A 23,676-nucleotide genomic window follows, 5' to 3' on the forward strand; every position below is an offset into this window, starting at 1 on the left:
TTTAAATCTCAAATGGTATTACCTACTGGATTCCCTGAACCCGCACAGATTGGGGTGATAGAAGTGAAGCAATATCCTCAGTACCGCGCTGTCACCTACACCCACGCGGGCGATTTGCGACAAGCAACTGGCATCGCCTTCAATCCCTTATTTGAACACATCAGCAACAACCAAATTGCGATGACAACGCCAGTAGAAGCGCGCTATACGGAAACTTCCGAGGCAATCGATGCTGTTCCCCAAGCTGAAGTTTCGTTCCTCTATCCCACACCAAATATCGCCCCCAGCAGCGTTAACTCCGCTGTAGAAATCACGGATACTTCGCCGATGACGGTTGTCAGCATTGGCGTGGGCGGGGCCTACACTTGGGAAAGCTACGAAAATAACCTCCAGAAACTCAAAGATTGGCTTCAAGAACATCCTGAATACGAAATAGTCGGGCCGCCGCGCCGTTTTTTTTACAATTCCCCGATGACGCCGGAAGCAACTAAAATCAGCGAGGTACAAATTCCGATCAAGTGCCGCTGACGTGAACAACTAATTCGCGAATGTGACCCCGCTGGCGGTGTTCCCACAGGTAAATTCCCTGCCAAGTTCCTAACAGCAACCTGCCGCGATCGATCGGGATTTGTTCAGAAGTATGAGTCAGCGCAGTGCGAATGTGCGCCGGCATATCGTCTGGGCCTTCGGCATCGTGAATGTAGCGATCGTCCTCCGGTACCAGTTTAGCCAAAAAGTTAGCCAAATCCTTAAGTACATCCGGGTCAGCATTTTCTTGAATCACCAAACTAGCAGAAGTATGGCGCAAAAATAAGCTGCAAAGTCCCGTTTTAATACCTGAATTCGCCACCGCATCTTCTATCTTAGGAGTGATTTTGGACAGAGATTTCCCGGTAGTTTGAATCTTGAGTATCTGTTGATAGTGATTCATTCGATTTTAGATTTTAGATTTTAGATTTTAGATTTTGGATGAGACTGATGCCAAACTCTTCTGTTGGCGGAGGTAGACTTTGTTTGTGTAAGATCGATTTCTAATCGGACTTATGAAAAATAGTCTACAACAGCTTGGGCGATCGCCTCCGTACCATTTTTATCCAATTTATCCGACAAACGCGGCGGATGCAGCGGTTGTCGCAAAAACTCCCAATCCCCCTCAAAAAACTCCGCCGCCGTCACAATTTGATGTTCCGCATAATTTTGAAGCCATTCCAGCAACACCGCAGCTTCTGCAAAACCTTCTCTCATGATAGAAACAACAGGTATTTCCAAGCGAAAAGCTTCCGCAAAAGTGCTGTATCCGGGTTTAGAAACTAAGCGCCCGCAGACAGGCATAATATCAACCGGACGCGGTAAAATCGGGAAAGATTGTGTAAACTCTTCATTTTTGACATAAATCAAATTTGGCAAATCGGGTGCTCCCGCATCAAAAGTAATAAATTGCCAGTCGCTAAATTGCTGTAAATTTTGATAAGGAATTTCCTCTAAACCCAATCCGCCGAACGTCAGCAATACAGTTTTTTCCAGCGGTGTTTCGATGCCGAATGCTTCCCGAACTTTATCGTTACTGTAGCGAGGATTGCCGCCAGTCAAGCCCACATCTTGAATATTTGGGAAAGCTGCCATCGGTTCGTGCAAAGGAAGACGAAAAAGCCGATCGCACATTCCGAAACACTCACCAATCCAATCTGCCATTTCTACAAATTCCCCGCCCCAATCGCGATAGATAAAATCCCACCCAAAATTGCTCATCATCCAGCAAGGAACCCCAGCCGCTGCCGCCATTCGCGTTGCCAAAGGAGGAATATCTGCCAGCACCAAGCCCACCCGATTTTGCTTGATAAAAGTAACTTCGCTGGCAATTAGGGAATTTTGCTTTTTCCGAATTTCCCGCAATTTTTCCAGCGTCGCGTCTTTATCCATATTCAAACTGTCAGCTTGCACCACACCCACATCAAAAGCGCGGGGACGGTGGATAAAGTCGCCACCAATGTAAGATTCTAGCAGCCAGCGAGGTGCTGTTGTTGTGATAATTAGTAAAATATCTGGATTTAATTCTTGAATTTTTGCAGCTACGGACGCAACTCGGACAGCGTGACCGAATCCGTGATTCGTGATGGCAATATATAATGTTGGTCTAGACATTGATAATAGGGAATGGGGAATTAGGAATTAGGAATTGGGCATTGGGCATTGGGCATTGGATGTAGAGACTGGAAGGCAACAAGGCCAAGCTTCAAGCAACGCACAACCAACAATGACACAATTAATAACTAATGACTATCGAATACGCAAGAATTTATCAATCAGACGCGCCCTCAGACCAAACAGGCAATTGATTAATCTTGTCCAGGGTTATATCTACATACTTTTTGCCGTCCGCCGCCAGATTTTCCCCAAAATATCCCTCATCGCCGTCGTGCTTGTGAGGGCCGCTCAAAGCTGCTGCATAGCGGCCTTGCAAACGAGCTTGGTTGAAAGGAGAAGTCGCGTACCAGTACCAGCGACTGGGAAAAACTATGCCGCCAATATCCTCAACTGAATCGCGAGTGCCGCGAAAGTGGAAAATGCGATCGGCTTCTGCAAAACCATTTTCTCCCGAAAACACGCCCCCAACCGAAACAACCGTAATTTCTGCCTTCAGCCATTCTTTAAGATAGCGAGTAGCACCCAAAGCAACTTGTGCTCCGCCGCTAGTGCCAATTAAAATAACTTTCACAGGTTTTTGAGAATTAACTGAAATGGGAGATTGAGCATTCATGCGATCGATAATTGCCTTAGCCAATCCCTGATTATATGCAAAGCCGTAGCGATAATCTAGAGAAATTGCAAATCTCCAGAGATTGCGAATTTTAATTAATATATCTCCCGCAATCGGCCCGCTTTTTGCCTGTTCTGCAAACCGCCAAAAAGGAGCTAGCCAGCGCTCTCCTCCTAAACTTTTGTTAGAAGCTGAATAAGGAAAAACATCGCCCACTGCTACGCACTGCGGGTGACTTTTAACTAAACGCTTGAGAAACAACTCTTCACCTGGGGTTAATTCGTCCCCGGAAAAATCGCCAACTCCCGATAAAAAGATGATATAACAATTGAGTGGCGAAGACTTGCGGGCTTCTAGATTGCCCTTGTTTGAGGGCAGTATCTCCGGCGGATTTTTCTTGATACCAAAAGTTTCAGCACTTTGATTCAGCCACCATATAACAGTTCCCACCGGCGAAAGAATGCCCCAAATTATCAGGATTACACCTGCGATGAGCAACAAATTTAAACTTCCCCCGCGCAGCCATGCAAGTATCCGTAAAATCAATCTTAGCATTTAATAAAATCTGGTAGAATGCCAATTAATTACTTAATTACCTAGAAATACTTCGGTGATTCTGCTGTATTAGAGCTTATTTTGTAAAAGTTGTCAACTATCTTGAGGAGCAGGAGTTCAACGTGAAAGGAGAAGATTCAATTGCAGGTTTGGGCGCAACGCTTTGGAACGCACTTTCTTTGAACGGCAATTTTTACGAAAAAACTCCCTACACTCGCAGAACTAAGCGAATAGCTTTAACAATTGTAATTTTAGCTGCGCTGTCCCGCGTGTTGGGCAGTGCTGCGATATTGTTAATCAACCGAACTGAGCCATCAGTATTATTTCTAGGACTTTTGATAGAGGGTTTGGCAGTCGCGGGGGGTTATTATTTTTGGACTTTCACTATCTTTAAAATCGGGGAGTGGCTGAAGCCGGGACACGTAACTTATGGGGAGTTGCTGGTTCCGATCGGCTTTGCCTACGCCCCCCAAGTGCTGAATTTCTTAACGTTGATTCCTTTGCTGGGAGAAGGAATTGAGCGGATATTAGCTGTGTGGAGTTTGCTAGCTGTAATTGTGGCGGTTCGCCAAGGTTTGGATATTAAAACTCGCTGGGCGGTGTTAATTTGTTTGGTGGGTTGGCCATTGATCCAAATTGCGATCGGCTTTGTGGAAGTAATTGAACAGTTGCTTTCACGATGGCTGTGAACTAACCTGACGGTCAACTGGGTACAGTTAGACCGCAGGCTTCTTTTTCCTTTTTTGCAAAGGCTTTTTTGAGTGACGGAGTTCCCCCGCCACTTTTGTAACTCAGACCAATCTTTCTAATAAGTTTAGCTGAATTTTCATCTCGATCCAAAGATTCTCCGCACTGACAGGAATGCCAGCGTTCCGATAATTCTTTCGGGACTTTATTGATACATTTCCAGCAATGTTGAGAAGTTCCTTTCGGGTCAACAAACAAAACGCTTTTACCTAGCTTCCAGGCGACATATTTTAGGACGCTAGCAAATTGCCCGTGAGCAGCATCAAGCATTGATTTATTCAAACCGCTCTTAGCTGACTGACCGTTCGGCAAGTAAACCAAATTACCATCCTCAATATCGGTCTTGGGCTTGGCACGTCTAGTTAGATTTTTGACGCTCAAGTCTTCAACAACTAAAACATCGCATTTACTGAATAGCTCATGTGCTGTTTTGAACTGAAAATCTAATCTAGTTCTAGCTACAAACTGATGGAGTCTGGAAATCTTGCCCTTGATAATCTTCCAAGGTTTAGAACCCTTTACTCTACCAGCTAACTTCGCTTGAAGCCTTGCTAACTTCTGGGCCGACTTCCTCAAGAATCTAGGATTCTCAACTCTTCTGCCATTGGAAAGATAGACGTAATGGGTTATCCCCATATCTATACCAACAGTATTTTCGACCGTCGGTTGAATTTCTGTAACCGTTACGGGAACCGTCTTATCTTCTAGCGTCAAGGAAATATACCACCCATCTGCTTCTCTGATAACACTGCCCGTCTTAACTTTGAACCCTGTTGGTATTGGACGATGGAATACCATCGGCACTTGACCTATCTTTGCTAGGTCAATACAAATCCTGTTTTGCTCGTCCTTAACGATATGTAAATTATCTAGTTGAGGGTATGTGAAGGATTTGTAGTAATGAAGCCCCTTGAATTTGGGCTTACCTCTACGATTACCATTCTTGTCGGGCGTGGTAAAGTTTGAAAAGGAAGTTTCAACTCTGTTAACGACATCTTGTAAGACCTGAGAATCTAACACTTTATAATCAGGAAACAGCTTCTTAGTGTTTTTCAGGTCGGCAAGTTGTATCGTCTGCCACTGTACATATCCGCCTTCAAGGTTCGAGAAAACGTCGCCTTTCCTGGTTAAAGGATTGCCTAATTCATCCTTCTTCCTACCATCCCTAGTCTGCACTCTCGTCAAAGGAATATTTCGATAAATCTCCTCCACAGGGACTATCGAAACAATCAAAGGGCAGGCGTTGACGGGCGTTCTCGTGGCTTCCCACCATCTAAATCTTTCGCTGAGTCGGTAGTTGTACTGCCGACGACAAAGCTCTAGATGAGCCACAATTGTTGTTAGTTGGGCTTTTGTGGGTTTGAGGCGGTATTTATAAGTTAGCTGCATTTTTAAGCTTCCTTTTTTCGACCTTTGGATAGTATAGTTTATGTGTGTCCAAAATGCCATACCAAAAATTACTATTTCAATACTTGGAAGGTACATCAAAAAATCAAGATGCTCCCGAAGATTGATTCATAGTAGCCAAATGTGAACAAACCTGACGGTCAACTGAGTACAGTTAGACCGCAGGCTTCTTTTTCCTTTTTTTTCTCATGCTTTTTATAGTGAGGTAGTTCCACCCCCACTTGCTAATTTAGTATCAGAGTATTTCCCGATCATCTTGGGGTATAAAAGAATAATTGTCGGTTTCGGTACCGAAACCCGACGAGCCTTTCATCCCAAGGAGTAATTTATTCGGGGTACGGGGCGCAGCGCTCAGATGCGTCCCCTTTGAATATACCGAGGGACTTCCCGGCTGGTAGTTAATTTACACTGCCATTTGTCGATCGTACTGCGAGACGGCAACCACACCTATAGTATTCGGGTCTCCCCACTGTCCCTACCCCTTTAGCAAGATACATTGTTATAGAAGGAAATACACAAAAATTTACATCTATAATTTGTGTAGTGTTCCAAATCGCTCCTCACCAGCAGCGATACAGCCCTCGCCAAGACAGTAGGATAGAAAAAATATGTTTGAACGCTTTACAGAACAAGCCATTAAAGCAATCATGCTAGCCCAAGAGGAAGCGCGACGCCTCGGTCACAATTTTGTAGGCACCGAGCAAATTCTTCTGGGACTCGTCGGCGAAGGCACTGGCATCGCTGCAAAAGTATTACTGGATATGGGCCTCAACTTGAAAGAGGCGCGCAATGAAATCGAAAATATCATCGGCAGAGGTTCTGGGTTCCTCCCGCCAGAAATTCCTTTTACGCCCCGCGTTAAGCGCATTTTTGAGACGGCCCTGAACGAAGCGCGGCAGTTAGGCCACAATTACATCGGCACCGAGCACATCCTGCTGGGGCTGATTCAGGACGATGAAGGGGTGGCGGCGAAGGTGCTGCAAAACTTGGGGATCGATCGCCAGAGAGTACGCACCCAGGTGATTCGTGCCGTGGGAGAAGTCGCGGCGGTACCCGGAGGCAGGGGAGATAGCGGCGATCGCAAAATCCCGACTTTAGAAGAATTCGGCACAAACCTGACCAAGTTAGCCGCAGCCGGCAAACTCGACCCCGTAGTGGGCCGCGAAAATGAAATCGAGCGCGTGATCCAAGTGCTCGGCCGCCGCACGAAGAACAATCCAGTGTTAGTAGGCGAACCGGGAGTCGGCAAAACAGCCCTCGCCGAAGGCCTAGCCCAGCGAATTGTTAACAGAAACGTCCCGGAAATTTTAGAAGACAAACAAGTAATCAGCCTCGATATGGGTTCGCTGATTGCTGGTACAAAGTTCCGAGGCGAATTTGAAGAACGGCTGACGAAAATCATGGCCGAAATTCGCGCTGCAGGCAACATCATTCTGGTAATCGATGAAATTCACACCTTAGTCGGTGCAGGCGCAATTCAAGGTAGCATGGACGCCTCCAATATGCTCAAACCCGCCCTTGCTAGAGGCGAATTGCAGTGTGTCGGCGCCACTACCTTGGACGAATATCGCAAACACATCGAGCGCGACGCTGCCTTAGAACGGCGCTTCCAACCGATAAAAGTCGGTGAACCGAGCGTGGCTGAAACAATAGAAATATTGTACGGGTTGCGATCGGCTTACGAACAGCATCACAGACTGACAATTTCCGACGCAGCTTTAGAAGCAGCGGCCACACTGTCAGACAGGTACATTAACGATCGGTTTTTGCCAGACAAGGCGATCGACTTAATTGACGAAGCAGGTTCCCGCGTCCGCGTGATGAATTCGCAAACCCCGCCCGAAGTTAAAGAGCTCAAAAAGCAACTGCCCGCAGTAACAAAAGAAAAAGATGCAGCAGTGCGCGAGCAAGACTTCGACAAAGCTGGAAAATTGCGCGATCGCGAATTAGAAATAGAAGCCGAAATCGCCGAAGCTACGATCAACAAAAGCCAACTCAAAACTTCTCCCATTGTCACCGAAGAAGACATCGCCCACATCGTGGCTAATTGGACGGGAGTACCAGTCAGCAAGCTGACAGAATCCGAATCGGAATTGCTGCTGCACATGGAAGACACGCTGCACCAGCGCTTGATCGGTCAAGAAGAAGCTGTCAGCGCAGTTTCTAGGGCTATCCGTCGCGCGCGGGTAGGCTTGAAAAATCCGAATCGCCCGATCGCCAGTTTCATCTTTTCCGGGCCCACAGGCGTCGGCAAAACCGAACTTACAAAAGCCCTAGCAACATATTTCTTCGGTTCCGAAGAAGCCATGATTCGGTTAGATATGTCCGAATTCATGGAACGCCACACGGTTTCCAAACTCATCGGTTCGCCTCCGGGTTACGTTGGCTACGACGAAGGTGGCCAACTAACAGAAGCAGTCCGGCGCCGTCCTTACACAGTCATCTTGTTCGACGAAATCGAAAAAGCTCACCCAGATGTCTTCAACATGATGCTGCAAATCTTAGAAGACGGCCGCTTAACTGATGCTAAAGGTCGGACAGTAGACTTTAAGAATACACTGCTGATCATGACATCAAACATCGGTTCGCGAGTAATTGAAAAAGGCGGCGGCGGCCTCGGTTTCGAGTTTGCTGACAGTGCAGCAGACGTTCAGTACAACCGCGTTCGCAGCTTGGTAAACGAAGAACTGAAACAGTTTTTCCGTCCCGAATTTATCAACCGCTTGGATGAGATTATCGTCTTCCGCCAGTTGAACAGGGAAGAAGTGAAGCAGATTGCGGACATTATGTTGCAGCAAGTCTTCAGCCGCTTAACCGAACAGGGTATTACTTTGTCGGTGACAGACCGGTTCAAGGACTTGTTAGTTACAGAAGGCTACAATCCCAGCTACGGTGCTCGACCTTTGCGCCGCGCAATCATGCGGTTGTTGGAAGATGTACTGGCTGAGGAAATGCTGTCTGGGAAGCTAAAAGACGGCCAAAAGGCGATCGTTGATGTGGATGAAAACGGTCAGGTTAAGATAGTGCCCGATGGCCCATCTGAGCCGAAATTGCCCGAATTCGCATTAAGCCATTAATGCACTCTACCAACGGATAAATACTGTTAATTAAAAACCCGGTTTCTCCGAGAAACCGGGTTTTTAATTAAATGAAACCAGTTGAAAAAAAGCAACTTTAGGCAAGCTCCAAATCCTTATATAATCAGTCATATCAAATTCGGTAGCATCGGACATTATTCCTCTCTGTATTCTCTCCCTCTGCGTTCTCTGCGCCCTCTGCGGTTAAATCATTCCGATACAACCGGAAACGATATGATTCCCAATTCTAAAATCTAAAATCTAAAATCTAAAATCTAAAATGGTATGAGTTATGACTCTATTATCCCAACACATTATCTACAGCAATTTCTATGTCTGGAAAAGCTAGAATAGATAAAACCTGACCCCGCTGAAATCTTTGAATATTTTGATATCCCGAAGGAGAAGGTTCGCGATAAACTACTACACATTGCTCGTTAATATCTACCAGCCAAACTTCTACAATATTGTCTTCCGCATAAAGAGGAATTTTGATATTTCTGTCAGTTTCAGCGGTTGCATCCGCTACTTCCACAATTAGTAAAATATCCTCAGACTGAGGATGTCCCGATTCGTAAAAATCATCGCGCCGCCGCAGTAAAGAAATATCCGGTTCAGGTTCCGAGCGATCGTCCAATTCTACCGGATCTTGAACTCCAATGGTTACTCTCGATAATAAACGGATATAGAATAACTCTGTCAGACGCTTGACATGAGATGTATGCCTTCTACCAACGGCGGCCATTTGAACGATTTCTCCTCGAATCAATTCAACTTTATCATCTTTTGTCAAGATGCCAGATTCAATCATCTGATGATATTCTTTTACTGTGAACAGGCGCTTCATAAACTGAGTTGTCATAATTTATTTATTTGGCGCTCCTTTTAGTTGCCCTTTTTCTGTTTCATCGCCTTTGCTGCTTTCACAATCTCAAATCGCGGCGCAAAAAAAGGAATTTTTACCTATTGATCTTAGTTTGCTTTTAAGGTATATTTTAGATAATGGGAGTAGTAACTTAAATTTTAAAATTGCCACTATTCCCATTATTAAATAATACATTGTCAAGCTAACAGTGTCAAGCTTTTTACCAAAAAAAAAAAAGGCGATTTTTCAAAACTTCATCAACAAATAATCATAGGGTTAGGGTTTTGGTAAACCCACCCTAACCACCCAACAAAAGTTGATTAAGGGAAAATTTAATCCCACGATTGCAATTGTACAACCCAATGCTGCACGACAGCGGAAATGCGATCGCGCCGCGTTTCAAAAGTAGCAGCAATCCAGATAAACACAATCCCAAAAGCCAAACCAATCGCCCATTTAATCAGCGGATAATCGAATATCAGAACCACCAACTGATAGAAAACATTGATTAAAAATACAGCCGTTCCCACAAACAAAAACGCCCGAACTCGCAGCGCCAAACCTGCGGCAATAGCCGCCAAACTAAAAGCCCCCGCAACTAAACCGTGGCTTTGCTGAGTCAAAAGAGGCATCCCGCAAATCAGCGCAGTTGCAAGCATTCGCAGATTGTGGCGCAGCGGTTTTTGTGCGGGTAATTTGAGAGTACGATTCCCTACGGGATAGCTACGCTTCACGAACTGAGTAATGTAAAGTAAAGAAAGTCCTAAAGGAGTAACATAAAACTCTGGCTGAGTCAATCCTATTTGCCAGAACCACCGCAGAATTATCCAGTCAATTATCGCCACACTCACATAGGTAAAACGGACTTCCTCCTTTTCCCAAGCTAGGAAAAAATAGAAGGTAGCAGCTATCAGCAAGCTAATCGGATAAAACTTAGCCGGACTTTCCAAAATAGTCACTATTGGAATCAGCGAAGCAATTACCTGCCAAGGTTTTTTTGACCAACCCCAGTTTTCCCAAGGCAAAATGTAAATGAAATAGGCAAATAGAGAAGCGAGGGCAACTTTCCACGGCCCCAGCGGCCCGGAAATATACTTAACTAAAGGCGTATTGATCCAATAAAGCCGGATGCCAAAGGCTTCTAGCCAGCCCAAGTAAATCCAAATTTCTGCCCATTGGCGATCGAGATTATTTCGCCCTTGCAAGAAAGCATATTGAACTAATAAAGCACCAGTGACTAATCCTAAACTTATACCGGACTTAATATCATTCGCAGAAGCCCAAATCAGCAGCCAACTGCTCAAAACCCAGTGCAGGTGAGCAAATATTTTTAACTCTGCGTTAGTTAAATGTAAATAATTGCTGAGCCAAGGAGATAAAATGCGATAGATATATGTTAAACTTGTGCCGAGAGTGGCCAGGACAATTAAGCCGTCGCCAAAAGCTCCTCCTGGTGTTTGAAAAATTTGATATAGTAGCGATTCGCAAGCAGCAACGGAAACGCCAATTAATCCTAAATAAACCAAAGGTTTGAATTCTGGTTCCCGCCTACCAATGCCGATCGCAATTAAAGACGCCCCCAACACAGTTAAACCAGTCCAATTCGTCAAAGTGTGCGATCGGAAAGTTAAACCCAATACCCCGTAAACCAAAGGTATAACATGAATGCTAGGTAAAAGTGTGGGATCGCGGTGACGGCGCCGCCACCAATCCCCCAACAATTGCGTAAACAATCCGAGAGCGATATTAGCAACTGCCAAATTAATCGTAGTGCGATCGACAAAACTTAAACCGACTGCTGTCAACAACTCCAAACTCCAAGCCAAGGCATAAATTGCCAGAGGGGAAAGTTGGCGTAAACTTCGGAAAATTATCGCAGCCATTATCACCAAAATAGCAGCCAAAACTTCAGCAGAGGGCGGAAAACTCAAGCTACTGGCTGCGTAGAGTTCATAGGAATAAAAAGTAATAGTTGTTAACAGTAAGCCGGTGAGTAAGATTGCCCACCCATCTACAGCTCGATCGTAAATTTCAGCTAATTGAGAAGGCTCAGGTAAACGGCTGGAAAAACGAACAATCATGCTGCGAAGCAACCACAGAGACAAAAGTGCGATCGCCCCGGCAATTCCCCAATCCCAACCCGAAACAAAACCTAATTCATAAATCACCGCAGCTACGAAACTCAAGCCAAATCCAACTCCAATCGCCGCCGCTGGTATCTCGACTAAATAGTAAGTATTGACCAACATTAATCCGGCGGCAACCCCCAAACCAATTAACCGATATCCCGGAAAACTAAAAATTAGAAATTGTGCAAATATTAGGGCGATCGCACTACAGGTACTGGCAACTCGTTTGTGAGGAACCTCAGTATATTTAGCAACAGCAGTCAAAGCCAAAGGAGTCGCCAGCCAGAGCAAACTCCACTGAGGGCGATGAGTGGCAGTACCCGCAATCACATAATTTTGCAACACTATAAAGCTAAATCCTGCTAATACTAAGCCCAGATACCAGGAACTTTTAAACCATGCAGGATGCCAGCGGGAAAATGCAGAGCTTTCTCGGGAATGTCCCGCTTTCATCCAGACAAAAAATCCCCATTCACTCGCCATAAATATTAATAATATTGCCGACCAAATATTGGGTTTCAGGTTTGGTAAAAATAACTCAATTGCCGAAGCGATCGCGCCTAAACCCATAATGTGAGTTATGAGAACCAAAATTGCCGGATTTCCCTGTTGTTCAGCCGCAGAAGCCGGCCTCGAAACTCGCCGGGAATTATCGGGAATTATGTATTTCCAAGTAATCCAACCTAAAATTAAAGTAGAGACTAATAAATTGAGCGATCGCCAAAACGGATTGACAAAACTAATAACAGTTAAAGCACTCCCCAAACCGAGAGCAAGGTTTTCCCCAAAACTGGCAAGTTGAAACTTTCGCTTGCGGTAGAGCCACTGCGCCACACTTACCATTAAAATTAAATAAGGCAACAGCAGAAAACTCCAAAAAGCCCAAGGAGTTTGCTGAGAGTTTGTAAGCTGAGTTAAAAATGCAACAAATTGTGTTTTAATCCCTAAAGGAAGCACTCGCCAAAACAGCCAAATACTCTGAAGTCCCACCGCCTCCAGCATTAGCAAATCAAAGTTTTGCCAAAACCGCACTAAACGGTTATAAAAAAACCAAACAGCCAATCCGCTAACTGCGATCGCCTGTAGCGGAATGTCGCGGAAACAAACTAGGTATCCCAAACCCAACAAACCCCCTCCCGCTAATTGCCAGTAAAAAAAATTGCTGGGATTTGGCTGGTCGGATATATTGTTTTGAATAGTCCTAGATGCGAGGGGGTGCTGCCAATCCAGCCATGCTAAAAGCACGCCACAAATCGCCAAAGCTAAACCCATTTCAGCGATATTTACATCCTTGACAAATATCGCTCGACCCAGTAAAATTCCTAACGAATAAGCTACTAAAGCTGCTTTTTTGTAAGTCAAAAAATCTCTGCTCAAACTGAAAGCAGCGGGGAATGTTTCAGTATTTCCCCCACGTTGGATAGATTGCAATCGTTGTTGCTGAACTTGATAAACTGTAATAGCAGCAGTTCCCACTGTACCCACATAAACCGCAGTGAGGGCAAAGCCGGCCAATGCCCACCAAGAGTGCAAATAACTCAATCCCAAGTGATTTAGGGCGATCGATCGAGTGATGTTTTTTCCTGAACAGCTTTGATATTGATATTTGATAATCCGGGCAGTTATCCAAGTCAAAATAAGTGCCGCTGCGATTGCTACCGCCCAATCCCAAGGATACCGCCACAATCCAAAAGTATCCATTGCCCAAAAATTGATCGGCACTAGCAACAGCGTCACTTCTTGCAAAGTTTGAGCAGTCAAGTGCAAATTCTGCTGTCTGTTTGCCCAACTGCTAATCGCCCAAAAGGTTAAAGTATAAGCTAATAAAACTCCATATTGTCCGGCGGCAGGAAATCTTTCCCACTGACTGGCAGCTAAGACTCCAGAGGAGACAACTACCATGAACACTCCTAAAAACAACAGCCACATCACGCTAATTTCTGCCATTAGCGAGTGCAAAATTTGAGCGATAAAATTAGGGGTTTGAGTAGTTTCTGTGGGTCTAGCAACGCTTTCACGGCTGCTAGGTACTGCTTTTTGTGTTGATAAGGCAGGTACTTTTGGATCGGCAATAGGAGCTCGCGGGTTCTCAATTTCAGAAAAATCTACAGCGGGATCTCTGAGTGGGCAGACTAAATACTGTCGGCACAATTCCTCAACTTCAGCGGGCGAAAGTAAACCTAGCCGCAGCCACGCATCTAAACCTGTCAACAACTCAGGATGCGACGCTAAGATGCTCAATTCAATTTTGCTCGATCGATCTTTGGGAGACGACATTGGCTTAAACTTGTACTAAGTACCTTCAAGCTATAGCCTAGATTAATGTCGAGCGAACATGGCAACATTCCGCCATCGAAATTGGCACAATAAGTATTTATTACTAAAGACCTGTCGCAGCCAGTGTCAATCGATTTTAGATTTTAGATTTTAGATTTTAGATTGACTTGCGCGAGATAAAGGCGGGGGCTTGAGGATTTTAGATTTTAGATTTTGGATTGATTCCACGGATAAATCCGGGGGCTTGTACTATCAAGAAATTCTTGGTCAACCGCTGAAAAAATCCCGCTGATGAGCCTAAACCAGCGTACATCAGCGGTGAAAAACTCCAAATTAGGACACAGCAGCGGTTTCCTTACCGACATATTTCAGCAAAGTGTCCACACTAGCATTGTGGTCTATGAAAGAAAACAAATGTTTGAAGAGGAGTTTTCCATCTGCAGCCAAAACAAACTGAGCGGGCAAAGGAGCACCTAAAGCCTGACCGACTTGATAAGCCCGAAAAACTTGACAGCCCGGATCGGAAAGCAGAGGCATTTTCAAGCCTAAATCTCTAACCACAATTTGGCTTTGGCGATCGTCGGTACTGGCAACCATCAATAATTCTATATTGCGATCGGCAAATTTTTCCCAGTTTTCATTCAAAGCTTTAATGTGAGGAAAACAGAAAGGGCAATATTGCTTTTCTGTAAAAATCCGCGTAAAAGCCAGAACCACCGGTCTATCGCCCCGATAATTCGACAGCCGCACTAATTTGCCATTATTAATATCCGGCAATTCAAAATCTGGCGTCATCTGTCCCAGCTTCAGAACATTACTCGCCGGAACAGGCAATAAATTTTGGAAAAACCGCTCATTTAACAAGCCGCTAAAATTAGTAGAAGTCAGCATATTTCCTAATTGGGTAATTGCTAATTGCTAATTTAAAAATCCGGTTAAACTGAGATATTGCAGCATTCTCAATTAGCCGTAGGGGCGGGTTCGCCAACAGCCTTAAAGCTTGCAAATAGGTTCTATAAACCCGCCCGACCCCACGAAAAATCCTCTTATTGATATTGCTGCAAGATGTCAGGTTAAAGGAATACCTCTGCGGGTAGGGACACGACACTGCCGTGTCCCTACCAATATAATCTGCTTAAACCGCAGCAAAGAATACCTTAGACTTGACAGGATCGGGAGTCATGGTCTTGTCACCGGGCTGCCAGCCGGCGGGACAAACTTCATCGGGATGAGACTGGACGTGTTGGATAGCTTGCAGAGTACGGAGAGTTTCGTCCACGTTGCGGCCGAAGGCAAGATTGTTGATAGTAGAGTGTTGGATGATGCCTTCTTTGTCGATGATGAACAGACCTCTGAGGGCAATGCCTGCTTCTGGGTCGAGGACGTTGTAGGCCGAACTAATTGTTTTTTTGAGGTCAGCAACTAAGGGATAGTTGAGGTCGCCAACACCGCCAGATTTACGGTCTGTTTGTATCCAAGCGAGGTGAGAGAATTCACTGTCCACGGATACGCCGAGGATTTCGGTATCGATTTTCTTGAAGTCCTCGAAGCGATCGCTAAATGCTGTAATCTCAGTCGGGCACACAAAGGTGAAGTCCAAGGGGTAGAAGAACAGGACTACATACTTTTTGCCTTTATAGTCGGACAGTTTCACTGTCTTGAATTCCTGATCCACTACGGCTGTTGCTGCGAAGTCGGGTGCAGCTTGACCAACCCGGAGGCATTCACTGGTCATAGATTTTGTTTCCTTTTTTACGAACTGTTACAAATATATCATACTCATAACGACTACAAGTATCTTCTCGATCGATCAAAAAAATACGCTCTCAAATTTGAGAGCGCAGTTTTTTTGATTAAATAATGGCTCAGGCGGGATTTGAACCTGCGACCTTGGGCTTATGAGTCCCCTGCGCTAACCACTGCGCCACTGAGCCAAATCTACTTCACGATTTACTATCGTAGCACGGTAGGGCTAGCTATGTCTGCTTTTGAAACAACACTATTTCTAATGACTTCTAGTAAAAGTTATGAGTTTTGGTAATCATTCAAAACCCATAACTTTCGACCAGTCGTTACCGAGAAGCGCTGGACGCATCGTCGGGCAGTAAAGCCATTGGGTTGATAGCACCCTGTCCGGCGGGATGAATTTCAAAGTGCAAGTGCGGCCCGGTACTAAAGCCGGTACTCCCCATTTCTGAAATCTGTTCCCCTTGAGCGACTCTCTGACCCTTTTGCACCAAAATCCGGCTGTTGTGGGCATAGATAGTCTCAGTGCCGTCAGGATGGGTAATTTCCACCAGATACCCGTAGCCGCCGTCGTTCCACTGAGCATAGGTAACCACCCCGTCTGATGCTGCCACAATTGGCGTGCCGATCGGCCCTGCAATATCAATTCCCCTGTGCATCCGTCCCCACCGCCAGCCGTAGCCAGAAGTCAGAACGCCCTTAGACGGCCAAATAAACCGGCTAGCAGACTGTTGTTTGCCGTTAGGCAGATAAGTGTCAGGGCTCGACAGCGGAGGCAGTTCTGGAGAAACCATGCGTCCCAAAGACGGGTTGCTTAGGGGGTCGTAAGCCTCAGATCCCAAAGGAGCAGTTGCCACGACCGGCTGATCCTGAGTGCTTTTTGGCGTCAGGTTGATCGGTTGCAGTTCCGCTGCGCGAGCGGGGTCTAAACGCTCTTGCTGCTGCTTCTGAACCTGCTCAGACCAAGCTCTTGATGGCGGTCTGCTGATTTCATTCTGCACCGCCTCAGTATAGTCGGGGGTGTAGAGATATGGATTGACACTTGGCATATCCTCAGACTGGTTGACCGAGGGCCCGTCATTTGGAGCCAGGGACACCGCATTGGCGCCGATCGAATTGCGCGAGGCACGATATTCCTCTCGCAGTCTGACAACTTCTGCCCTCAAGCGTTCGGAATAAGGGTTGAGAGCTTCTGCGGTAGTCCGAGCCTCCGAATTCGATTCTGGTAAAGCGCTAGTTGGATCGGCATTTGAACCCTGGGCGCTAGTATTTGGCACGAACCCGATCGGCTGCGGGTATTCTCCCGTAGCGATGGCGGTAGCAGTTGCACTGGCTGGCGAGGGCAGGGAACTGGTGTCAACAGCACCTGTAAATGTTGGTTCCCCTTGAAGATCCAGCTTCCGTGGATCGCTAATGGTTTGGGAAACTTGAGTCAGCGAAATGCTGTTAATTTGGGGAACCATCGGCGCTGAAATATTGTTCAGACCTTCCAGGTTCTCCAGGGGAGAGACAAGAGGCACTGTGGCCGCCGGTGCTGCAACGCCAGCACCGACTATTTCCGAAGTAGACGAACTGGGGTTCAAAGATGCGGGAACCGAATTCGCCGCCCAGACAGATGTAGAGTTGGAGGCAGAATAAGAGGCTGCCGCCTGCACCCCTGGATTTTTAAACCCAACTTGGGGTATTTTGAGCCGTTGATTGACATTCAGCAAGTTGGGGTTGCCGAGCTTGTTGACGGAGATCAGATCTTTGGGCGATACGCCGTGACCTTTGGCGATCGCATCTACTGTATCTCCCGGACGCACGCTGTAGAGAACCTCAGCCGGCGCGGCGGTACTTCCTGCAGGGGGGACTAGCACAGCCGTGGGCAAACTGGGTGTTGCTAAAGACTGTTCAATTGACTCGAATGCTCGATCGGGCGATGCTGCTTGACCTCCCCCGGAATTGGGAATTACAGGTGTGGCATCGAGGTCAGGAATAGTTGTCCCAGTTGCATATTCGGGGGAGGTCAGCGTCGGTGCTGACTCGGGCAAAAATGCCGCAGATGTAGATAAATTTGCTCCCCCCTCCGACCCGAACATCGTTCGACCCGATTCTGTGGTGCGGTTTTCCTGTTTCTTCAAACTGTCGATCGCCCCGTCTGCATTCGGGATCTCGATCGAACTTTGTTCCGGTACCGTCGTGACCAGCGGGGTCGCTGCGGTTGATGGCAGCCCTGTCATGGCTGCACTATCCAATGGCTCGGAGCCAGTCAGATTTAACTCTTGTTCTGGATTGACCGTCGCTGCGATATCTAGCGAAGCCGATGTGCTATAGCCGGCGTTCTGTTGTGGTGTGGCTTCCGTCGCAGTCGGAATTCTGAGCTGTTGGCCAACTTGGAGTATGGTATCGGGTTGGATCTCGTTGGCAGTTGCTAGTACCAACGGTTCAACTTGATAATCCCGAGAAAGCTCCCAAAGGCTTTGCCCTTCCTGCACCTTAACCGTCACCGACTCAGAAGGTGTTCCGGGCTGTTGGGCCCTGGAACCGTCAACTTGTGCGGACGTAGCCGGCCCGTTGGCCGATACTGGCTGTACAGCGGTGGATTCTGATGTCGGTGCGAGTTCAGACGCGCGAGCGCTGTCTCCATTTCTCGGTAGCAGGATGCCAGAAGCACCTACCGATATTGCCAGCCCGATCGTGGCGAGAGAGCGAACTCTGCCTGTGCTGAGCGTTGTCTGTTTGGATGGTTCCGCAGAACCCTCTCTGTCGATTTCACTAGCCTGAACAGGCTTAATTTGGGGATATGTTCGTTTCAAAAAAACGACCTCCTACTGAGAAGCGCTAACTGTCCTTGGAAACACTCAAGGGGATCGCATGAAGCTGAGTTTAAATCAACAAGCAAAAATATTCTGATTGTTGACAGCTATCATGCTTAGGCCAGATTACCTTGCTTTTTTAATTTAGACAAGCTCAAACCGTCAGAAATTTTAAAATTCTCGGTCAAACCTGCTGCAATTAACCCCACAAGCCTTACACCGCAATAGCTGGAACGAATAGATAAAATCTTCGTTCCCGCACAGGCTCTGAACTCTTACCTATTATCTGACTTTAGGCTAATTTCCGGACAGCCTACAACCGTATATTTACTAGATATAGTGTTCAGACCCAAGCTGGTACTCGCTCGCGCCCTAAATCGCTAAAATCCTCTGTTTTTGTTGCTGAATCATCTTGGGAGTAATTTGGTGTTGCTGATAACAATCTGTTTTTGAATGAATAAAATATATTAATGTCGGCTATCGAGATTTTCACCCCTTTGATACAAATTTCTTATATGAAAATGGAGACTTGGCAGCCTCCACCAGCTATTAAATATCTATATATTTATGTGTTGATAATGATTTATCCCAGCTCCCCCAACTGTCGTTTAGCCTCAAATAAACCTACAGCGGCACTGACGGAGAGGTTCAAACTCCTGACTCCAGGCTGGCTCATCGGAATGAAAACTGTGGCGTCGCAGGCATCCAAGACGTATTGGGGAATGCCTACAGTTTCCGAGCCAAACATCAGCCAGTCGCTGGGCTGAAATTGGAATTGCGCGTAATTGTATCGCCCGCCAGTGCTGAATCCGATCGAGCGTCCCCCCCGCTGCTCCCGATAGGCCAAAAAAGCCGCTAAGTCTTCGTGGCACTGGAGGTTGACGTAGGGCCAGTAATCTAAGCCGGCCCGTTTCAGGTAGCGATCGCTAATTTCAAACCCCAGCGGGCCGACTAAATGCAGTTCCGTGCCTGTGGCAGCGCAAGTGCGGGCGATATTGCCAGTATTCGGGGGGATTTGCGGGTGAATCAAGACAAGTTGGGGCATGAAGCTAATTAAAAGCGAAAAATACAGCTATTGGGAAATTTATAAAACTACCCACAGGTAGATATACCTTATAGCTTTTATTTATAACCTTTGTCGAGATCCATTGATTAAATATTCTGATTGGTTTTTGGGAGGTGCTCTGCAACTTTTGACAATTCCCGCATCCAGGATACCCGCCACGTGATTCATTCCAAAAGCAGACTCAGGACCGGTGAAATAAAAAACCTGTATCCGATGAAACTTGCCGAACGTATTTATCTCGCGCAAGTCAATCTAAAATCTAAAATCTCAAATCTAAAATCGATTGACCGGGAGGTTCGGGCTATTTGTATTCGCTGAGTACGCATAGCCAGGGGGCTAGTGAAAGCCCCCGTTATCATAACGGCGGGTACTTCAGGCAACTAACTGGGCGCACAAGTTGTCTTCTAGCTCCAATTCTTGGTGAGCCATGCCATCAATCCCTTGCAGAATAATACTGCGGGTGTCCGAACCTCCCTCGTGCAGTTTCAACCACTGCTGGGCCGTGTTGCCTTCCCGGAGAATCTTTTTAAGTGGCGAGAGAAAGCAACTAAAGCCGCGTTTTTTGGCTATAGGCCAGACTTCTCGGTAAATTTCCTCAATCCAATCTCGTGCCAGAATAGTTCTGCCGTCTTGCCAGTGGGTAAGTTCGGCATCCAAACTTTGCTCGGATGCAGCAATTTCGTTGGCGTCTGTGAGGGCAACTAAGTCTTGGTTGCGCGTGGCCTCCGGTAAGGTGCTGAGTTCTAAGGGGTCTAAGCTGGGGTCTTCCATCATCTGCCAAATGCGAGCTTCTAGTAAGGCAGTGATGGCTAACAAAGCCAGAGGATTGACTTCGAGGTCGCAAATTCTCAGTTCGAGGCGGTTGAGACAGTAGGGGCGACGATCGCCATTGGGTCGCACTGCAGACCACAAATGGCGGACGTTTTGCATAGTACCGAGTTCTAGCTGTTCTTCAGTCCACTGGATGTAATGTCTGTGACTTTCAAACAGGGGGACGATGGCGGGAGTTTTGGGAAACAAACCCCACCGAGTCGAATGATAGCCCGTCACTTCGCCGTCGAGGAAGGGGGAAGAGGCGCTCAAGGCAAGGTACAGTGGTGCTTCGACGCGGGCGAGGCGGATGGCGCGCATCAGCATTTCTGGTTGGGAGATGCCGATGTTGATGTGAATGCTGGCGGTGACGACTTTGGTGCCGTAGGTTTGCTCGATGTAGGTGTGGTAGGGGTTGTTGGGATCGGAGCGGTAAAATCGATCGCTCCCTCCGAGAGACAAGGTACTTCCCGGCAGCAAGGTATAGTCGCCCAATTGTTTTAAATACTCGCGCAGCCGAACTCGTGGCTTGACTAAGGCGCACAGCAGGCGATCGTAGCTGCACAGCGGGGCGGTCGTGTACTCCACATTGCGGCTATCAGGCTCCCGGACAAATCCCTCTAGATCGGCGACTATGCGATCGGAGAGACCGACAACCTCACCTTCGGGAGTGCCGGTATACATTTCTACTTCAAAGCCTTTTGATAGCAGCACGTTTATTCCTCAGCTAAGTTGAGTGCTAGTTTCTAGTATCCCAAAAATTGACCTGTTCATACTATCTCCCACGAGGCAGAGTTGACTTTTTTCGCGACTGGCACTGAAACGGGGTTTTTCTGCGCCAGCTTGTTTGAGCATTTGTTTCCTAGTTGGGGGCCTGCCACGACAAATACTGCCATGACAAAGAGTTTCCGAGGCGGTTTTAGACTCAGAAAGGCTGTTTGTTCGATCGCGCTTGTGTTTGATTCGGTATTGGGGGCGATCGAACTTATGGTGAATAGAACCCACTCCTGCCTCAGTTCGACATCTGTTTTCTGCCTTGAGGGGGATAGCCGCAGATATATATTGGGTGCGATTCTAAAAGAGAGCTCTGCAATATTTTTGAGCTATAATATTAACCCCTAAAAATCCCTGTGAAAGAGCAAGACAGAACTCCTCCCAATTTTTGGAATATGCTAAGCAATTTAGCCTTAGTCCGGTTTTTGCTTTTATTTGCTTCTGGTTGGGCTGGACTGCAACTTTTAGCTTACTTTGAAACAGCAGTCGCGGTTTTCACCATTGCTGCACTCGTGGCTTTTTTGCTCAACTATCCGGTGCGAACTCTCCAGAGATTTTTACCGCGAAGTTTAGCTGTCGCCTTCGTTGTCTTGCTCACCATTTTAGTTTTTGGCGGTCTCACCGTCACTGTAGGCGTCACTCTTTTATCTCAAGGACAGCAATTAATTGACAGCCTGACTGAATTTGTGAATGCTCTGGCGCCTCTGTCCGAGCGCCTCGAAGCATTCCTGCGGGCGAGAAACCTGCAAGTTAACCTGCGAGTTATTGAGGAACAACTGCGAAATCAAGCTTTATCTGGAGTTGTTTGGAGTATTGCTTTCTTACAAGTATTTTTAACCAATTTATTAAATTTAATATTAATTATGGTGGTAGCTTCTTTCATGTTACTTGATGGAGAGAGGCTGTGGCTGTTAGTTCTCAAGTTTATACCTCGACACCTGCACAGGCGTTTAAGTATAACAATAGAGAAAAACTTTTTAGGATTTTTTCAGGCACAAATTCTGTTAATGTTATTTTTGACAACAGCTAGTTTTGGAATTTTCCTACTGTTAGATGTGAGATTTCCTTTAATTTTAGCATTTATTATCGGATTGTTTGATTTAGTTCCAGGGATTGGAGCCACGCTGGGGATTAGCTTAGTTTGTTTTATTGTATTGTCTCAAAATGTGTGGCTAGCTTTAAAAGTATTGGCAGCTTGCATTGTTTTGCAGCAAATTCAAGACAACTTTATTCATCCCAGACTGATGCAAAATTCCCTTAACCTCAATCCGGTAGTGGTATTTTTTGCACTGTTAGTGGGGGCAAGATCAGCAGGACTTTTAGGCATATTTCTAGCAATTCCGCTAGCGGGAGTGATAGTTAGCTGGTTTGACATTGAAGAAATGCAAGCGGAAGGTTAATGGATACAGCCATTCTATTTTATGAAATCAGGCTGCAACATCCGATTTTAACCGGCCGACTAGAAGTCCCATACTTCAAAAACTATCCTGTGCCCAAAGCGCCAATAAAAGTAAATAGAAAACAGCAACTTAGGATACACCTTACTGCGTACAGTTAATGAATAAATTGCAAGTCAGTAGGAAATCTTTCTTCTTCTGGTTCTGGATCATAAATGTAATCGCAGTCAAAACGCAGAGCTTGAGAGTGGCGACTGATAGAAAATCCGCAATTACTCACCATTTCTGTAGTAAAAGTTGCCATGACTAACTCAATAAGTCTTCTATAGGAAATGTTAGGTAGTTGAACGTAATAGGTGCGTCTGGCAAAAAATATTCTCTCATCTTTCGGGAGAATTATGCCATTAATTCTGTGTGCGTGTTGAATCGGCTTGATATAGGCCTCAATAAACTGCGACTGATTTTTTTGGAGTCTCGCTAATCTTTCGTGTTGCAACCAGCTCATTTGAAACACAATTTTAATAAATTCAAAGCCCAAAATGTAGTTAAAAACATTATTGCGTTCTTCTGTACTCAACACGAAGCGGAGTGCAGATTCTAAATATTGGTCAGTTTCTCGGAGCGATTGTTGAGCTGAGTGGATATAAAATTGTTTGATGTAGCTTCTTAAATCTGATTCGTTTAATTGTTTTTTGACCCTAAATCTGATTAAATACTCTTTGACTCGGTGTAGAGTATCTACATCTTCAAACATTTTTGAAACTAAACCGTCGGCTGTATAATTATCTAAAAATTCTGCTTGCAAGTCGGGAGTAGATGCACACAATATGTAGCAGAGAGACAAGACATAGCGCCGTTGGTTCCAAGGCAAGCTTTGGGCCCATTCTTTAACTTCTACAGGGAGTTTTTGGAGCACGGTATCTGTGTGGGGGAGTTGAGCAAGGTCGGCATATTTATGTTTTTGTTTAATCATTGCCTGAAACCTTATATTAGTAAGTATACAGAGTCGTCGATCGCAGATGATGGGAGAGGGGATATGCGAGGGAGGCGGCTAGTTATTCTGTCTTATTTTATTGCCATCTATCTAAATATACATTCTGGAGGGAACAGAGGGCGTGATCTGTCTCACACTTTAGCGACTTTTAAATCACAAATGCTAGCTTTTCGCATCACATTTTGCGACTGTGAGTGTCACCCATAAAACTTATTCACGTCACTGGAGCAACAGTGGGTTTCGTTGAGGATTAAGTCGGGTGATTCATAAGTTTTT

16 protein-coding genes and 1 tRNA gene are annotated in these 23,676 nt (G+C 46.0%); 4 read left to right on the top strand and 13 right to left on the bottom strand.

Annotation, left to right across the window (positions count from 1 at the left end):
* Nucleotides 1-12: 12 nt before the first annotated feature.
* Nucleotides 13-528, top strand: coding sequence for a heme-binding protein (locus QUB51_RS13160; protein WP_333261962.1), 516 nt, complete (start codon nt 13-15; stop codon nt 526-528).
* Here QUB51_RS13160 and QUB51_RS13165 read toward each other — a convergent pair.
* The 3 genes from QUB51_RS13165 to QUB51_RS13175 all read right to left on the bottom strand — a co-directional run bounded on the left by QUB51_RS13165 (nt 515) and on the right by QUB51_RS13175 (nt 3,313).
* A complete protein-coding gene (locus QUB51_RS13165; RefSeq protein WP_006631723.1) occupies nt 515-931 on the bottom strand; it encodes a secondary thiamine-phosphate synthase enzyme YjbQ in 417 nt (138 codons plus the stop codon). The two genes, QUB51_RS13160 and QUB51_RS13165, sit on opposite strands and share 14 nt — an antisense overlap.
* Before the next feature lie 110 nt (nt 932-1,041).
* Nucleotides 1,042-2,142: a glycosyl transferase gene (locus QUB51_RS13170; RefSeq protein ID WP_333209456.1), complete on the bottom strand. Its 1,101-nt coding sequence runs from the start codon at nt 2,140-2,142 to the stop codon at nt 1,042-1,044.
* A gap of 157 nt (nt 2,143-2,299) precedes the next feature.
* A complete protein-coding gene (locus QUB51_RS13175) occupies nt 2,300-3,313 on the bottom strand; it encodes a hypothetical protein (protein WP_333054038.1) in 1,014 nt (337 codons plus the stop codon).
* Between the two features lie 122 nt (nt 3,314-3,435).
* Between QUB51_RS13175 and QUB51_RS13180 the strand changes: the two genes are divergently transcribed.
* Nucleotides 3,436-4,002 (top strand): hypothetical protein, encoded by a 567-nt coding sequence (locus tag QUB51_RS13180; protein ID WP_333261959.1) that lies wholly within the window; start codon nt 3,436-3,438, stop codon nt 4,000-4,002.
* A gap of 13 nt (nt 4,003-4,015) precedes the next feature.
* On the opposite strand, the gene QUB51_RS13185 is transcribed toward QUB51_RS13180, so the two are convergent.
* Nucleotides 4,016-5,449, bottom strand: coding sequence for a transposase (locus tag QUB51_RS13185; RefSeq protein ID WP_333209454.1), 1,434 nt, complete (start codon nt 5,447-5,449; stop codon nt 4,016-4,018).
* Nucleotides 5,450-6,075: 626 nt separating this feature from the next.
* On the opposite strand from QUB51_RS13185, the gene QUB51_RS13190 reads away from it, so the two are divergent.
* Nucleotides 6,076-8,544 carry an ATP-dependent Clp protease ATP-binding subunit gene (locus QUB51_RS13190; protein WP_333054035.1) on the top strand — a complete coding sequence of 823 codons (2,469 nt, stop codon included), beginning with the start codon at nt 6,076-6,078 and terminating at the stop codon, nt 8,542-8,544.
* A 301-nt stretch (nt 8,545-8,845) separates the two neighbouring features.
* Here the strand turns inward: QUB51_RS13190 and QUB51_RS13195 are convergent, their stop codons facing one another.
* From QUB51_RS13195 to gshA, 8 genes are all read right to left on the bottom strand, one after another.
* Nucleotides 8,846-9,406, bottom strand: a complete 561-nt coding sequence (locus tag QUB51_RS13195; RefSeq protein ID WP_333054034.1) for a Uma2 family endonuclease — start codon at nt 9,404-9,406, stop codon at nt 8,846-8,848.
* A 335-nt stretch (nt 9,407-9,741) separates the two neighbouring features.
* Nucleotides 9,742-13,815, bottom strand: a complete 4,074-nt coding sequence (locus tag QUB51_RS13200) for a hypothetical protein (protein ID WP_333261956.1) — start codon at nt 13,813-13,815, stop codon at nt 9,742-9,744.
* A 333-nt stretch (nt 13,816-14,148) separates the two neighbouring features.
* Complete coding sequence (locus QUB51_RS13205; protein ID WP_333054032.1) at nt 14,149-14,706, bottom strand: redoxin domain-containing protein; 558 nt, start codon at nt 14,704-14,706, stop codon at nt 14,149-14,151.
* Between the two features lie 244 nt (nt 14,707-14,950).
* On the bottom strand, nt 14,951-15,550 hold the full coding sequence (locus tag QUB51_RS13210; RefSeq protein WP_015178160.1) for a peroxiredoxin: 600 nt from the start codon (nt 15,548-15,550) through the stop codon (nt 14,951-14,953).
* A gap of 126 nt (nt 15,551-15,676) precedes the next feature.
* A tRNA-Met gene (locus QUB51_RS13215) sits at nt 15,677-15,749 on the bottom strand.
* A gap of 138 nt (nt 15,750-15,887) precedes the next feature.
* Complete coding sequence (locus QUB51_RS13220) at nt 15,888-18,359, bottom strand: peptidoglycan DD-metalloendopeptidase family protein (RefSeq protein WP_333054031.1); 2,472 nt, start codon at nt 18,357-18,359, stop codon at nt 15,888-15,890.
* A 583-nt stretch (nt 18,360-18,942) separates the two neighbouring features.
* Nucleotides 18,943-19,404: a tRNA (cytidine(34)-2'-O)-methyltransferase gene (locus QUB51_RS13225; RefSeq protein WP_333054030.1), complete on the bottom strand. Its 462-nt coding sequence runs from the start codon at nt 19,402-19,404 to the stop codon at nt 18,943-18,945.
* Nucleotides 19,405-19,797: 393 nt separating this feature from the next.
* On the bottom strand, nt 19,798-20,949 hold the full coding sequence (gene gshA, locus QUB51_RS13230; RefSeq protein ID WP_333054029.1) for a glutamate--cysteine ligase: 1,152 nt from the start codon (nt 20,947-20,949) through the stop codon (nt 19,798-19,800).
* A 416-nt stretch (nt 20,950-21,365) separates the two neighbouring features.
* On the opposite strand from gshA, the gene QUB51_RS13235 reads away from it, so the two are divergent.
* The gene (locus QUB51_RS13235; protein WP_333054028.1) at nt 21,366-22,409 is read left to right on the top strand and encodes an AI-2E family transporter; all 1,044 of its coding nucleotides are present in this window, start codon (nt 21,366-21,368) and stop codon (nt 22,407-22,409) included.
* A gap of 154 nt (nt 22,410-22,563) precedes the next feature.
* Here the strand turns inward: QUB51_RS13235 and QUB51_RS13240 are convergent, their stop codons facing one another.
* A complete protein-coding gene (locus tag QUB51_RS13240; RefSeq protein WP_333054027.1) occupies nt 22,564-23,379 on the bottom strand; it encodes a cobyrinic acid a,c-diamide synthase in 816 nt (271 codons plus the stop codon).
* Nucleotides 23,380-23,676 lie beyond the last annotated feature (297 nt).

It is taken from the genome of Microcoleus sp. AT8-A3 (genome assembly GCF_036705675.1).
Lineage (GTDB): Bacteria > Cyanobacteriota > Cyanobacteriia > Cyanobacteriales > Microcoleaceae > Microcoleus.

What these genes read in the sequence shown, in the direction of transcription:
- QUB51_RS13160 (WP_333261962.1), top strand. Translation starts at nt 13, where the DNA reads ATGGTATTACCTACTGGATTCCCTGAACCCGCACAGATTGGGGTGATA.
- QUB51_RS13165 (WP_006631723.1), bottom strand. Translation starts at nt 931, where the DNA reads ATGAATCACTATCAACAGATACTCAAGATTCAAACTACCGGGAAATCT.
- QUB51_RS13170 (WP_333209456.1), bottom strand. Translation starts at nt 2,142, where the DNA reads ATGTCTAGACCAACATTATATATTGCCATCACGAATCACGGATTCGGT.
- QUB51_RS13175 (WP_333054038.1), bottom strand. Translation starts at nt 3,313, where the DNA reads ATGCTAAGATTGATTTTACGGATACTTGCATGGCTGCGCGGGGGAAGT.
- QUB51_RS13185 (WP_333209454.1), bottom strand. Translation starts at nt 5,449, where the DNA reads ATGCAGCTAACTTATAAATACCGCCTCAAACCCACAAAAGCCCAACTA.
- QUB51_RS13190 (WP_333054035.1), top strand. Translation starts at nt 6,076, where the DNA reads ATGTTTGAACGCTTTACAGAACAAGCCATTAAAGCAATCATGCTAGCC.
- QUB51_RS13195 (WP_333054034.1), bottom strand. Translation starts at nt 9,406, where the DNA reads ATGACAACTCAGTTTATGAAGCGCCTGTTCACAGTAAAAGAATATCAT.
- QUB51_RS13200 (WP_333261956.1), bottom strand. Translation starts at nt 13,815, where the DNA reads ATGTCGTCTCCCAAAGATCGATCGAGCAAAATTGAATTGAGCATCTTA.
- QUB51_RS13205 (WP_333054032.1), bottom strand. Translation starts at nt 14,706, where the DNA reads ATGCTGACTTCTACTAATTTTAGCGGCTTGTTAAATGAGCGGTTTTTC.
- QUB51_RS13210 (WP_015178160.1), bottom strand. Translation starts at nt 15,550, where the DNA reads ATGACCAGTGAATGCCTCCGGGTTGGTCAAGCTGCACCCGACTTCGCA.
- QUB51_RS13225 (WP_333054030.1), bottom strand. Translation starts at nt 19,404, where the DNA reads ATGCCCCAACTTGTCTTGATTCACCCGCAAATCCCCCCGAATACTGGC.
- QUB51_RS13240 (WP_333054027.1), bottom strand. Translation starts at nt 23,379, where the DNA reads ATGATTAAACAAAAACATAAATATGCCGACCTTGCTCAACTCCCCCAC.